Raw genomic sequence first — 14,026 nt, forward strand, 5'->3', positions numbered from 1 at the left:
CTACGCCTACACGCTGTAACGGCGTACACCGCTTCAATGTGGGAGGGGGCTTGCTCCCGATAGCGGTGGATCAGTCAACGCAATATTGACCGGTCTACTGCCATCGGGAGCAAGCCCCCTCCCACATGGGGTTCCGGGTAGACGTCCAACACCGCGTTCTCGATGGACGCCTACACCGTGGTGGACTTGCTCAGCTACTACAAGGTCAACGACAAAGTGCGCCTGAACCTCGACGTGAAGAACTTGTTCAATCGCGAGTATGAAGAAGGCGCGTTCGGCAACGTCTACGCCTACACGCTCTAACGGCGTACACCGCTTCAATGTGGGAGGGGGCTTGCTCCCGATAGCGGTGGATCAGTCAACGCAACATTGACCGGTCTATTGCCATCGGGAGCAAGCCCCCTCCCACATTGGGNATGAAGAACCTCTTCAATCGCGAGTATGAAGAAGGCGCGTTCGGTAACGTCTACGCCTACACGCTGTAACGGCGTACACCGCTTCAATGTGGGAGGGGGCTTGCTCCCGATAGCGGTGGATCAGTCAANCATTGACCGGTCTACTGCCATCGGGAGCAAGCCCCCTCCCACATGGGGTCCTGGGTATGCCTTGGAGTCAGAGCGGCGTGAGCACGTTCATCACCGTATCCAACGCCACCCGCGTGTCATCCAGCTGCACCAGCGACGCATGCCGTGCCCCGAGGGCGTCACGGTTCTGGATCGCGGTGAGGATTGCCTTGTGCCGGGGCAGGCTCAAACCCTGGATATCCGGGCGGCGGTTGGTGATGTTGATCGACTCGCGCAACGGCAACGACAGCATGTTGCACATATAAGCGAGCAGGTCGTTGCGGGTGGCATCGGCAATCGCGCGGTGAAAATCCAGGTCGGCCTGCAACAGGTCTTCGTGAGTCTTCGCGGTTTCCATGCCCCGGTAGGCCTGTTCGATGGTGGCGATGTCTTCATCGGTGGCGGTAGTCGCGGCCATGGCGGCGATTTCCGGTTCGAGGATGCGCCGCACACCCGCCAAGGTATTGAAGAACTCACTGTGGGGCGTGGACTGCATCAACCAGGACAACACGTCCGGGTCGAGCAGGTGCCATTTCAACCGTGGCCGCACCACCGCGCCCACCCGAGGCTTGGAATACACCAGGCCCTTGGCGCTGAGCACCCGCGTGGCTTCACGCAGCACCGAACGGCTGACCTTGTACTCCTCGCAGAGCGTGGCCTCCATGGGCAGCCGCTCTTCAGGCTTGAAGCGACCGGAAACGATGTGCATGCCCAAGTCCTGAACGATCTGGGCATGCTGGCTCTTGCGCGGCTTGGACGGCTGGTGATCCATAACGACAGGGAGGCTCTGACTTAAATTCGCGGCATCATAGCATCCCAATTAGTGGGAATGCCGGGGGACTTCGGCCCCACGGCACCCTACCAGGAAGTCAAAGTCACAGCCCTGGTCGGCCTGCAGCACATGGTCGATATACAGCTGGCGATAGCCGCCGACGATCAGGTTTTGTGGCGGTTTCAGGTCGGCCATGCGCGCCGCCAGCTCTGCGTCGGGGATGTCCAGGTGCAGGCGGCCGTTGGCGCAGTCCAGTTCGATCCAATCACCTTCCTTCACCGTGGCCAACGGCCCGCCGGCAGCGGCTTCGGGCGCCACGTGCAACACCACCGTGCCGTAGGCGGTGCCGCTCATGCGCGCATCGGAAATTCGCACCATATCCGTTACGCCCTGGGCCAGCAGCTTGGCCGGCAAGCCCATGTTGCCGACTTCGGCCATGCCTGGGTAGCCCTTGGGCCCGCAGTTTTTCATCACCAGGATCGAGTTGGCGTCCACGTCCAGCTCCGGGTCGTTGATGCGCGCCTTATACATGTCGAAATTCTCGAACACCACCGCGCGGCCACGATGCTGCATCAGCTCCGCGCTGGCGGCGGACGGCTTGAGCACCGCGCCCAACGGGGCGAGGTTACCGCGCAACACGCAAATGCCGCCGTCGGCGCGGATCGGATTGTCGAGGGTGCGGATCACTTCGTCCTGGCCGTAGATTGGCGAGTCCTTGGTGTTCTCGCCCAAGGATTTGCCGTTGACGGTCAGGGCATTCGGGTGCGGGATCAGGTTGGCTTCACCGAGGCGACGCAGCACGGCGGGCAGGCCGCCGGCATAGTAGAACTCTTCCATCAGGAAACGCCCTGACGGTTGCAGGTCGACGATGGTCGGCATGCCACGGCCGATCCGGGTCCAGTCGTCCAGGTCCAGTTCGACGCCGATGCGCCCGGCGATGGCTTTCAAGTGAATCACGGCGTTGGTCGAGCCGCCGATGGCCGCATTCACGCGGATCGCGTTTTCAAACGCTTCTTTGGTGAGGATCTTCGACAGTTTCAAGTCTTCGCGCACCATCTCTACCGCACGCATGCCGGACATATGCGCCAGCACATAACGCCGTGCATCCACCGCCGGGATCGCCGCGTTGTGGGGCAGGGAGGTGCCCAATGCCTCAGCCATGCAGGCCATGGTCGACGCGGTGCCCATGGTGTTGCAGGTGCCCGCCGAACGCGACATGCCGCCCTCGGCCGCGAGGAAGTCGTCCAGGGTGATGGTGCCGGCCTTGACCTGTTCACTTAATTGCCACACCACGGTGCCGGAACCGATGTCCTGGCCCTTGTGCTTGCCGTTGAGCATCGGCCCACCGGTCACGACGATGGCCGGTACGTCGCAACTGGCGGCGCCCATCAGCAGGGCGGGGGTGGTCTTGTCGCAGCCGGTCAGCAGCACCACACCGTCAATCGGGTTGCCGCGAATGGCTTCTTCCACGTCCATGCTCGCCAGGTTGCGCGTGAGCATCGCAGTGGGGCGCAGGTTGGATTCGCCATTGGAGAACACCGGGAACTCAACCGGGAAGCCACCGGCCTCGATCACGCCACGCTTGACGTGCTCGGCGATCTGGCGGAAATGCGCGTTGCACGGGGTCAGCTCCGACCAGGTGTTGCAGATACCGATGATCGGCTTGCCATGGAACTGATGGTCGGCAATGCCCTGGTTCTTCATCCAGCTGCGGTACATGAAACCGTTTTTGTCGGCGGTACCAAACCACTGGGCGGAGCGTAGGCCGGGCTTTTTATCAGACATGATCGATTCTCTTATTGTATGACTATATGTTCTATGCGTGCTTAAACATAAGCGCAAAATCGATGCTTTGGAAGAGTTGTTTTGCAAATAGTCCTACTATATAGTCGGTCTCAACTGAGGTATGACCCTGGCGGATTTTCGCGAGAGGCGTCCCCCGAGCTTCTATAAAAACAACAATCGGAGATCGACCCCCATGAGCCAGGAACTGCGGCTTATTCGGCGCATCACGCTGAAACTGATTCCCTTCCTGATCCTGCTGTACCTGATCGCCTACGTGGACCGCTCCGCCGTGGGCTTCGCCAAATTGCACATGGGCGCTGACGTGGGTATCGGTGACGCCGCCTACGGCCTGGGCGCGGGGTTGTTCTTCATTGGCTACTTCCTGTTCGAGATCCCCAGCAACCTGATGCTCGACCGCTTCGGCGCGCGGCGCTGGTTTGCGCGGATCATGATCACCTGGGGCGCCATCACCATCGGCATGGCCTTTGTACAGGGCCCGCACAGCTTCTACGTGATGCGCTTTCTGCTCGGCGCGGCGGAGGCGGGGTTCTTTCCGGGCGTCCTGTACTACATCACCCAGTGGTTCCCGGTGCGTCATCGCGGCAAGATCCTCGGGCTGTTCATCCTGTCGCAACCCATCGCGATGATGATCACCGGCCCGGTGTCCGGCGGTTTGCTGGGCATGGACGGCATCCTTGGCCTGCACGGCTGGCAGTGGCTGTTCATCGTCATCGGCACCCCGGCGATCCTGCTGACCTGGCCGGTGCTGCGCTACTTGCCGGACGGCCCCAAGCAGGTCAACTGGATGAGCGATGACGAAAAGGCTTGGCTCACCGGCGAACTGGCTAAAGACCTGCAAGCCTACGGCCAGACCCGTCACGGCAACCCGCTGCATGCCCTGAAAGACAAGCGCGTGCTGCTGTTGGCGCTGTTCTACCTGCCGGTGACCCTGAGCATCTACGGCCTGGGCCTGTGGCTGCCGACCCTGATCAAGCAATTCGGCGGCAGCGACCTCACCACCGGCTTTATCTCGGCCGTGCCCTATATCTTCGGCATCATCGGCCTGCTGATCATCCCGCGCAGTTCCGACCGATTGAATGACCGCTACGGCCACCTCGCCGTGCTCTATGTGCTCGGTGCCATCGGCCTGTTCTTCAGTGCCTGGCTGAGTGTGCCGGTGCTGCAAATGGCGGCGCTGTGCCTGGCGGCGTTCGCGATGTTTTCCTGCACGGCGGTGTTCTGGACCCTGCCGGGGCGCTTCTTTGCCGGCGCCAGTGCGGCGGCGGGCATTGCCTTGATCAACTCGGTGGGCAACCTCGGCGGCTACATTGGCCCGTTCGTGATCGGCGCGCTCAAGGAATACACCGGCAACCTGGCTTCGGGCTTGTACTTCCTGTCCGGGGTGATGGTGTTCGGGCTGCTGCTGACCTTCGTGGTCTACCGTGTGCTTGAGCGCAAGCACGTATTGCCTGCCGACCAGTTCGCCGCCAGCGCCCGTGGCGCCACACGTACTTAATCTGGGAGAAGTTTCATGCGTTTAGTTCAGTTCGAATTGCACAACGGTGAGCGCCGCGTCGGCGTGGTGGAAGGCAGCACATTGCGCGAAGTGAACACGGCGCGCAGCGTACGCGAACTGGCCCTGGCCGCCATCGAGGCCGGTATCAAGTTGCAGCAGCAGGTCGATACCCTCGGCCTGGGCGACAGCCATGACTACGCCGCACTGCTGGCCGACCTGAAAGTCCTGCCGCCGCTGGATCACCCGGACCCGGCCCATATGCTGATCAGCGGCACCGGCCTGACTCACTTGGGCAGTGCCTCGGCACGCGACAAAATGCACCAAGCCGGTGACGACACCGCACTGACCGACACCATGCGCATCTTCAAATGGGGCGTCGAGGGCGGCAAGCCTGCGGCCGGCCAAGCCGGTGTGCAGCCGGAGTGGTTCTACAAGGGCGATGGCAGTATCGTCGTGCGCCCTGGCGAAGCCTTCCCGGTGCCGCCGTTTGCCGAAGACGCCGGTGAAGAGCCGGAAATTGGCGGCCTTTACGTCATCGGCCCGGACAGCAAGCCCTATCGCCTGGGCTTTGCGGTAGGCAACGAATTCTCCGACCACATCATGGAGCGCAAGAACTACCTGTACCTGGCCCACTCTAAACTGCGCAGCTGCAGCTACGGTCCCGAGCTGCGCGTGGGCGAATTGCCCCAACATCTGGCCGGCACCAGCCGTATCCTGCGTAACGGCGAGGAAATCTGGCGGAACGAATTCCTCAGTGGCGAGGCCAATATGTGCCACAGCCTGGAAAACCTCGAATACCACCACTTCAAATACCGTCAGTTCCTCAAGCCCGGCGATGTGCATATTCATTTCTTCGGCACCGCCACGCTGTCATTCGCCGACGGTATACGTACCCAACCGGGCGATGTGTTCGAGATCAGCCAAGCCGAGTTCGGCGCGCCGCTGGTCAACCGTGTCGGCAGTGCCGATGCGGCCTTTGAACCCGGTAACGTCATCACCCTTTAAAGGAGACCCCCATGACCCAGTTCCTCGGCCACAACTACATCGGTGGCCAGCGCAGCGCCAACGGCAGCGTCAAGCTGCAAAGCGTCGACGCAGCCACCGGCGAAGCCTTGCCCCAGGACTTCTACCAGGCCACCCCGCAGGAAGTCGACGCCGCCGCCAAGGCCGCCGCGCAGGCCTATCCCGCGTACCGCGCCTTGAGTGCGGCGCGTCGCGCGCAGTTTCTGGACGCGATCGCAGACGAACTGGATGCCCTGAGCGATAACTTCATTGAACTGGTCTGCCGCGAAACCGCATTGCCGGCCGCGCGTATCAAGGGCGAGCGCGGGCGTACCAGCGGCCAGATGCGCCTGTTTGCCACCGTGTTGCGTCGCGGTGATTTCTACGGCGCGCGCATCGACAAAGCGTTGCCTGATCGCCAACCGCTGCCACGTCCGGACCTGCGCCAATACCGCATCGGCCTGGGCCCGGTCGCGGTGTTTGGCGCGAGCAATTTCCCCCTGGCATTTTCGACGGCGGGCGGCGACACCGCCGCAGCGCTGGCCGCGGGTTGCCCGGTCGTGTTCAAGGCTCACAGCGGCCACATGGCCACGGCGGAACAGGTCGCCAATGCGATCATCCGTGCCGCCGAGGCCACCGAGATGCCGGCCGGCGTATTCAATATGATCTTCGGCGGTGGCGTCGGTGAAGCGCTGGTCAAGCACCCGGCGATCCAGGCGGTCGGCTTTACCGGTTCGCTCAAGGGCGGTCGTGCGTTGTGCGATATGGCCGCGGCGCGCCCGCAACCGATCCCGGTGTTTGCCGAGATGTCGAGCATCAACCCGGTGATCGTATTGCCCCAGGCGTTGCAGGCCAGGGCCGACACCGTTGCCCGCGACCTCACCGCCTCGGTGGTGCAAGGCTGCGGCCAGTTCTGCACCAACCCTGGCTTGGTGATCGGGATTGCTTCGCCAGCCTTCACCGCGTTCACCCAACAGGTGGCGCAACTGATCGGCGAGCAACCGGCGCAGACCATGCTCAATGCCGGCACCCTGAGCAGCTACGGCAAAGGCCTGGAAAAACTCCTGGCGCACCCCGGCATCCAGCACCTGGCGGGCAATGCCCAGGCAGGCAACCAGGCGCAGCCGCAGCTGTTCAAGGCGGATGTGGGCTTGTTGATCGACGGCGATGACGTGCTGCAGGAAGAAGTCTTCGGCCCCACCACGGTGTTTGTCGAAGTGGCTGACCAGGCGCAACTCAGCGCTGCCTTGCATGGCCTGCACGGCCAACTCACCGCCACGATCATTGGCGAGCCGGGCGACTTTCAGCAGTTCGCCGAACTCACGCCGCTGCTCGAACAGAAAGTCGGGCGCATCCTGCTCAACGGTTACCCGACCGGTGTGGAAGTCTGCGATTCGATGGTTCACGGCGGGCCGTACCCGGCGACGTCGGATGCCCGTGGCACTTCGGTGGGCACCCTGGCCATCGACCGTTTCCTGCGCCCGGTGTGCTTCCAGAACTACCCGGACAGCCTGCTGCCCGACGCGTTGAAAAACGCTAACCCGTTGCGGATCCAGCGGCTGGTGGATGGCACGCCATCGCGCGATTCGCTGTAAAAAACCAGGAGGCGTCATGTCGTGTACCGCCGTCACCGCGCACCGCGCGCAACTGGGGGAGGGCCCGTTCTGGGACGTGCCCACCCAGGCCCTGTATTGGGTCAACATTGCCGGCAAACAGGCGCTGCGCCTGATGGGCGGGCAGTTGCAGATCTGGCAGTTGCCCGAGCATGTCTCGGCCTTTATCCCGTGTGAAAGCGGCGATGCGTTGGTGACCTTGAGCAGCGGCGTGTACCGGCTGGACCTGGCCACCGAGGCCCTGACCTTGCTGTGCGTGGCCGACCCGCACACGGGCAACCGTGGCAATGAAGCGCGCTGCGATGCCCAGGGCCGGCTGTGGCTGGGCACCATGCAGAACAACATCGGCGAACACGGTGAAGACGTGCCGATCACCCGACGTTCCGGCGGCCTGTTTCGCATCGATGCCGATGCACAGGTGACGCCGTTGCTGAGCGGGCTGGGCATTCCCAACACCTTGCTGTGGAGTGATGACGGCCGCCAGGTGCATTTCGGCGACAGCCTGGATGGCACGCTGTACCGGCATGCGATCCACGCGGACGGCCAGCTCGGTCCGGCGCAAACGTGGTTTGGTCCACACGAGCGCGGTGGGCCGGACGGCTCGGCGATGGACGTTGAAGGCTACCTCTGGAACGCGCGCTGGGACGGCAGTTGCCTGCTGCGCCTCACGCCCGCAGGAGAGGTGGACCGCATCATCGAACTGCCCGTCAGCCGTCCCACCAGTTGCGTATTCGGTGGCCCCAACCTCACCACCCTGTATATCACCAGCGCTGCCAGCCCATTGGATCACCCCCTGGATGGTGCGGTATTGGCCATCGAGGTCGACGTGCCAGGCAAACCCTGTCACCGCTTTGCCGGATAACCCTAATGGGAGTGGGGTCCTTGCCAGCCCGCTTCTAGAGTTCTACCTAAAAACAACAACAAGGAGTCACCCGTATGAATCGTCGTCGTGGTATCCGTTCCCTGTGCTGCGCCGCTGTGGCGGTCTCGGCCATGAGCCTGAGCGGGCTGTTGCTGGCCGCTGAAGAAGTGAAGATCGGTTTTCTGGTCAAGCAGGCTGAAGAGCCGTGGTTCCAGACCGAGTGGGCGTTTGCCGAAAAAGCCGGCAAGGAACATGGCTTCACCGTGATCAAGATCGCCGTGCCCGATGGCGAGAAAACCCTCTCGGCCATCGACAGCCTGGCGGCCAACGGCGCCAAGGGTTTTGTGATCTGCCCGCCGGACGTGTCCCTCGGCCCGGCCATCGTCGCCAAGGCCAAAGCCAATGGGCTGAAAGTCATCGCCGTGGACGACCGCTTTGTCGACGCCAAGGGCGCCTTTATGGAAGACGTGCCGTACCTGGGCATGGCCGCCTTCGAAGTGGGCCAGAAGCAGGGCGCGGCCATGGCGGCTGAAGCGAAAAAACGTGGCTGGGACTGGAAAGACACCTACGCCGTGATCAACACCTTCAACGAACTCGACACCGGCAAGAAACGCACCGACGGCTCGGTCAAGTCCCTGGAAGAAGCCGGCATTCCCAAGGATCACATCCTGTTCACCGCCGCCAAGACCCTGGATGTACCGGGCAGCATGGACGCCACCAACTCGGCCCTGGTCAAGCTGCCCAGCGGCGCGAAAAACCTGATCATCGGCGGCATGAACGACAACACCGTACTCGGCGGCGTGCGCGCCACCGAAAGCGCCGGCTTCAAAGCCGCCAACGTGATCGGTATCGGCATCAATGGCACCGATGCCATCGGCGAACTGAAAAAACCCAACAGCGGCTTCTTCGGCTCGATGCTGCCTAGCCCGCATATCGAGGGCTACAACACGGCGCTGATGATGTACGAGTGGGTCACCAAAGGCACCGAGCCACCGAAGTACACCGCCATGGACGAAGTGACCCTGATCACCCGCGAGAACTTCAAGGAAGAACTGACCAAGATCGGGTTGTGGAACTGAGTGTTTGGCGTGGCGGCCCCCAAAACGGGGCCGCCGGTTTGGTGTGACGAGGTGGTTATGCACGCGCAATTACAGACACACAACGCCGCTGCCCAGTTGAGCTTCAACGGCATCGGCAAAACCTTTCCTGGGGTCAAGGCGCTGGATGGCATCAGCTTCACCGCCTACCCAGGGCAAGTGCACGCCTTGATGGGCGAAAACGGCGCGGGCAAGTCGACGCTGCTGAAAATCCTCGGCGGCGCCTACATCCCCAGCAGTGGCACGCTGCAGATCGGCGAGCAGACCATGGCTTTCAAAAACGCCGCCGACAGCATTGCCAGCGGCGTGGCGGTGATCCACCAGGAACTGCACCTGGTGCCGGAAATGACCGTGGCNCGAGAACCTGTTCCTCGGGCATTTNGCCGTCGCGTTTCGGTGTGGTCAATCGCAGCCTGTTGCGCCAGCAGGCACTGGCCTGCCTTAAAGGCCTGGCCGATGAAATCGACCCGCAGGAAAAGCTCGGCCGCCTGTCCCTGGGCCAGCGTCAACTGGTGGAAATCGCCAAGGCGTTGTCCCGTGGTGCCCATGTGATCGCGTTCGACGAACCCACCAGCAGCCTCTCGGCGCGCGAGATCGACCGCCTGATGGCGATCATCACGCGCCTGCGCGACGAGGGCAAAGTGGTGCTTTATGTATCCCACCGCATGGAAGAGGTGTTCCGCATCTGCAACGCCGTGACGGTGTTCAAGGACGGCCGCTATGTGCGCACCTTCGATGACATGAGTGCGCTGACCCACGACCAGTTGGTCACCTGCATGGTCGGCCGCGATATCCAGGACATCTACGACTACCGTCCGCGTGAACAGGGCGAAGTGGCGCTCAAGGTCGACGGTTTGCTTGGCCCAGGGCTGCGTGAGCCGATCAGTTTCAATGTGCGCAAAGGCGAGATCCTCGGCCTGTTCGGGCTGGTGGGCGCCGGACGTACCGAGTTGTTCCGCCTGCTCAGCGGCCTGGAACGTGCCAGCGCCGGTCAGCTGGAACTCTGCGGGCAAGCCTTGCAACTGCGCTCACCGCGCGATGCCATCGCCGCCGGTGTGCTGCTGTGCCCGGAAGACCGCAAGAAGGAGGGCATCATTCCGCTGTCCAGCGTGGCGGAGAACATCAATATCAGCGCGCGCGGCGCCCATTCGGCGTTTGGCTGGCTGTTGCGCGACGGCTGGGAAAAACGCAACGCCGACCAGCAGATCCAAGCGATGAAAGTCAAAACGCCGAATGCGGCGCAGAAAATCATGTACCTGTCCGGCGGCAATCAGCAGAAGGCGATCCTGGGACGCTGGCTGTCGATGCCGATGAAAGTCCTGCTGCTGGACGAACCCACGCGTGGCATCGATATCGGCGCCAAGGCCGAGATCTACCAGATCATCCATAACCTCGCGGCCCAAGGCATTGCGGTCATCGTAGTGTCCAGCGACCTGATGGAAGTGATGGGTATCTCCGACCGCATCCTGGTGCTGTGCGAAGGCGCGATGCGCGGCGAACAAACCCGCGAACACGCCACTGAATCCAACCTGCTGCAGCTGGCTTTGCCGCGTAGCCTGGCGAACTGAGAGACGATCATGACAATCCAAAACAATGCGCTGCCGACCGCGCGCAAACCCCTGGACGTGCGTGCACTGCTGGACAACTGGGCCATGCTGCTGGCGGCGGTGAGTATCTTTTTGCTCTGCGCCTTGCTCATCGACAACTTCCTCTCCCCGCTGAACATGCGCGGGCTGGGCCTGGCGATTTCCACCGTGGGCATTGCCGCCTGCACCATGCTGTTCTGCCTGGCGTCGGGGCACTTCGACTTGTCGGTGGGCTCGGTGATTGCCTGCGCCGGGGTGGTCGCGGCGATTGTGATGCGCGATACCGACAGCGTCATGCTGGGCATCGGCGCCGCGCTGCTGATGGGCCTGGTCGTGGGGCTGATCAACGGCATCGTGATCGCCAAGCTGCGGGTCAACGCGTTGATCACCACCTTGGCGACCATGCAGATCGTGCGCGGCCTGGCGTACATCTTTGCCAACGGCAAGGCGGTGGGGGTGTCCCAGGATCAGTTCTTTATCTTCGGCAACGGCCAACTGCTGGGCGTGCCGGTGCCGATCATCATCACGATCCTGTGCTTCATGTTTTTCGGCTGGTTGCTCAACTACACCACCTACGGGCGCAACACCATGGCCATCGGCGGCAACCCGGAAGCGGCGTTGCTCGCGGGGGTGAACGTCGACCGTACCAAGATCCTGATCTTTGCCGTACACGGTGTGATCGGCGCATTGGCCGGGGTGATCCTGGCGTCACGCATGACCTCGGGCCAGCCGATGATCGGGCAGGGTTTTGAACTGACCGTGATCTCGGCTTGCGTGCTGGGCGGGGTGTCGTTGAGCGGTGGGGTCGGGATGATCCGTCATGTGATCGCCGGGGTGTTGATTTTGGCGATCATCGAGAATGCGATGAACCTGAAGAACATCGACACCTTCTACCAGTACGTGATCCGTGGCTCGATCCTGCTGCTGGCCGTGGTCATCGACCGCATGAAACAACGCTGAGTCATGCCATGTGAGGATTAAATGTGGGAGGGGGCTTACCCCCTCCCACATGTTTAGTTTGCGGAGAATTTGAAGACGGTGCTCTGGGTGTAGGTTTGCCCTGGGTTCAGGCGGGTGGAGGCAAATGTCGGTTGGTTCGGCGCATCCGGAAAGTGCTGGGTCTCCAAGGTGAAACCACTCCAGTGCAGGTAGGTCTTCCCAGCCTTGCCCTTCACCGAACCGTCGAGGAAGTTACTGGTATAGAACTGCACCCCAGGCTCGCTGGTGTACAGCTGCAAGCGCCGACCTGACTCAGGATCATGCACCTCGGCGGCCAATTGCTTGACGTCGCCTTTGGTGTCCAGCGCCCAGTTGAAGTCAAACCCGCCTTGTTTCGGCTCGGCAAATTTGAGCTGCGGATGATCCTCCTTGATGTGCTGGCCGATCGGCGTCGGTTTGAGGAAGTCCATCGGCGTGCCCTTGACGGGGGCCAGTTCGCCGGTCGGAATCAAGGTGGCATTCACCGGGGTGTAATGGCTGGCATGCAAGGTGGCGACCTGCTTGAGAATGTCGCCATTCCCCGCGCCGGCGAGGTTGAAGTAGCTGTGGTTGGTGAGGTTGAGCACCGTGGGTTTGTCGGTGGTGGCCTTGTAGTCGATGTGCAGTTCGTTTTTATCGTTGAGGCGGTAGGTGACTTCGGTTTTCAGGTTGCCGGGGAAGCCCATTTCACCGTCCTTGGACAGGTAGGTGAGGGTGACGCCGACCGAGTCCTTGGATTTGACGGGCGAGGCCTTCCAGACATGCTTGTCGAAGCCTTGTGCGCCGCCGTGCAGCGAGTTGGGGCCGTCGTTGAGTGGCACCTGGTAGCGCTTGCCGTCGAGCTCAAAGGCACCGCCCGCGAGGCGATTGCCGAAACGCCCGATGGTCGCGCCGAAAAACGCGGTGCCAGCCTGGTAGCCCTGCACGTCGTCGAAGCCGAGTACCACGTCGTCGACCTTGCCGTTTTTATCCGGCACTTTCAGTGACTGCAGCACACCGCCGTAGGTGATCACCGTGGCTTGCATGCCGTGGCTGTTGCGCAAGATGTACTGTTCGACGGCGGTGCCGTCGTTGGTTTTACCAAACGGTTTGTGTTCGCTGGTGAGCCCTGCAGCCTGGGCGCCGCCACTGGCGATCAGCAAGGACATGGCCAGGCCCGAGAGCAGGTATCGAGGGTGCTTCATGATCGAACTTCCTTTTGTTGTTTTGAGTGGAATAGTTCTACTAATGTGCGATATTTTGTCGATAAGACAGCGAATTTATAGCCTTTAACGCCGTATTTGCAAAATAAAATAAGACTAATTGAGCGAGGCACCTGTTCTATGAGCACTCAACACGCCGTTTACCCCGACCTTGAAGGCAAGACCGTCCTGATTTCCGGAGGCGCCTCGGGCATTGGCGAATTCATGGTGCGCGCCTTCGCTGCGCAAGGCGCCAAAGTCGGGTTTGTGGACCGCGCGCAAAGCCAGGGCGAACGCCTGGCGGCGCTGCTCAGTTCGCGCGGGCACACCGTAGAGTTCGTGAACTGCGACATCACCGATGAAATCGCCTACAAGGCGGCCATCGGGCGTTTCGAACACTCCCTGGGGCCGATCACCGTGCTGGTGAACAACGCCGCCAATGACGTGCGCCACACCCTGGAAGAAGTCGACTCGGAGATGTTCGACCGGCTGATCTCCGTCAACCTCAAGCACGCCTTCCTGGCCGCCAAGGCCGTGGTGCCGATGATGAAAGGCGCGGGCGGCGGGGCGATCATCAACCTCGGCTCGGTCGGCTGGATGATGGCCTCCGCCGGCTACCCGGTGTACGCCGCCAGCAAAGCCGCCGCCCACGGCATGACCCGCGCCCTGGCCCGGGAACTGGGGCCGAGCCGCATCCGTGTGAACACGCTGGTGCCGGGTTGGGTGATGACCGAGAAACAACTGGCGATGTGGGTCGATGATGCGGCCAAGGAACTGATCAGCCGCAGCCAGTGCCTGCCGGGCAGTGTGCTGCCGGAGCACATCGCCAATATGGCGTTGTTTCTCGCCTCTGACGCCTCGGCGATGTGTTCGGCGCAGAACTTTATTGTGGATGGCGGCTGGGTCTGAGCCGGGCTGGACAGGCCGAATGTGGGAGGGGGCTTGCCCTAATGCCAGTCAGTTAAGAAGCAGCAAGAGCGAAAAGTACCCCGTGGCGAGGGAGCTTGCTCCCGCTGGACTGCGCAGCAGTCCCAGTCTTTTGAAACAAAGAGCTGGGGCCGCTTCGCGACC

Annotated in this window: 11 protein-coding genes and 1 pseudogene; 9 read left to right on the forward strand and 3 right to left on the reverse strand. The window is 62.1% G+C overall.

Features of this window, described 5'->3' with window-relative positions; genetic code table 11:
• Positions 1 to 162 precede the first annotated feature (162 nt).
• The gene (locus AO064_RS30095; protein ID WP_236381101.1) at positions 163 to 303 is read left to right on the forward strand and encodes a TonB-dependent receptor; all 141 of its coding nucleotides are present in this window, start codon (positions 163 to 165) and stop codon (positions 301 to 303) included.
• A gap of 309 nt (positions 304 to 612) precedes the next feature.
• Here AO064_RS30095 and AO064_RS07860 read toward each other — a convergent pair whose 3' ends face one another.
• The gene (locus AO064_RS07860; protein ID WP_064052938.1) at positions 613 to 1,335 is read right to left on the reverse strand and encodes a FadR/GntR family transcriptional regulator; all 723 of its coding nucleotides are present in this window, start codon (positions 1,333 to 1,335) and stop codon (positions 613 to 615) included.
• Between the two features lie 48 nt (positions 1,336 to 1,383).
• Positions 1,384 to 3,120, reverse strand: a complete 1,737-nt coding sequence (locus AO064_RS07865; protein WP_012723592.1) for an IlvD/Edd family dehydratase — start codon at positions 3,118 to 3,120, stop codon at positions 1,384 to 1,386.
• A gap of 193 nt (positions 3,121 to 3,313) precedes the next feature.
• On the opposite strand from AO064_RS07865, the gene AO064_RS07870 reads away from it, so the two are divergent.
• From AO064_RS07870 to araH, 7 genes and pseudogenes are all read left to right on the forward strand, one after another.
• The gene (locus AO064_RS07870) at positions 3,314 to 4,636 is read left to right on the forward strand and encodes an MFS transporter (RefSeq protein ID WP_012723593.1); all 1,323 of its coding nucleotides are present in this window, start codon (positions 3,314 to 3,316) and stop codon (positions 4,634 to 4,636) included.
• A 15-nt stretch (positions 4,637 to 4,651) separates the two neighbouring features.
• Positions 4,652 to 5,641, forward strand: a complete 990-nt coding sequence (gene araD1, locus AO064_RS07875; protein ID WP_064052939.1) for an AraD1 family protein — start codon at positions 4,652 to 4,654, stop codon at positions 5,639 to 5,641.
• 11 nt (positions 5,642 to 5,652) lie between these two features.
• Positions 5,653 to 7,233: an aldehyde dehydrogenase (NADP(+)) gene (locus AO064_RS07880; RefSeq protein ID WP_064052940.1), complete on the forward strand. Its 1,581-nt coding sequence runs from the start codon at positions 5,653 to 5,655 to the stop codon at positions 7,231 to 7,233.
• A 16-nt stretch (positions 7,234 to 7,249) separates the two neighbouring features.
• Positions 7,250 to 8,113, forward strand: a complete 864-nt coding sequence (locus tag AO064_RS07885; RefSeq protein ID WP_064052941.1) for an SMP-30/gluconolactonase/LRE family protein — start codon at positions 7,250 to 7,252, stop codon at positions 8,111 to 8,113.
• Between the two features lie 74 nt (positions 8,114 to 8,187).
• Positions 8,188 to 9,192, forward strand: a complete 1,005-nt coding sequence (locus AO064_RS07890; RefSeq protein WP_012723597.1) for a substrate-binding domain-containing protein — start codon at positions 8,188 to 8,190, stop codon at positions 9,190 to 9,192.
• Between the two features lie 57 nt (positions 9,193 to 9,249).
• Positions 9,250 to 10,778 (forward strand): annotated as a pseudogene (gene araG, locus AO064_RS07895) (L-arabinose ABC transporter ATP-binding protein AraG).
• Positions 10,779 to 10,787: 9 nt separating this feature from the next.
• Positions 10,788 to 11,756, forward strand: a complete 969-nt coding sequence (gene araH, locus AO064_RS07900) for an L-arabinose ABC transporter permease AraH (RefSeq protein ID WP_064052942.1) — start codon at positions 10,788 to 10,790, stop codon at positions 11,754 to 11,756.
• A 53-nt stretch (positions 11,757 to 11,809) separates the two neighbouring features.
• Here araH and AO064_RS07905 read toward each other — a convergent pair whose 3' ends face one another.
• On the reverse strand, positions 11,810 to 12,958 hold the full coding sequence (locus tag AO064_RS07905) for an aldose epimerase family protein (protein ID WP_012723600.1): 1,149 nt from the start codon (positions 12,956 to 12,958) through the stop codon (positions 11,810 to 11,812).
• A gap of 138 nt (positions 12,959 to 13,096) precedes the next feature.
• Here AO064_RS07905 and AO064_RS07910 point away from each other — a divergent pair, with 138 nt between their 5' ends.
• Positions 13,097 to 13,864, forward strand: a complete 768-nt coding sequence (locus tag AO064_RS07910) for an SDR family NAD(P)-dependent oxidoreductase (protein WP_012723601.1) — start codon at positions 13,097 to 13,099, stop codon at positions 13,862 to 13,864.
• Positions 13,865 to 14,026: the final 162 nt, after the last annotated feature.

Origin of the sequence: Pseudomonas marginalis, assembly GCF_001645105.1 — a bacterium.
GTDB classification, from domain to species: Bacteria; Pseudomonadota; Gammaproteobacteria; order Pseudomonadales; family Pseudomonadaceae; genus Aquipseudomonas; species Aquipseudomonas petroselini.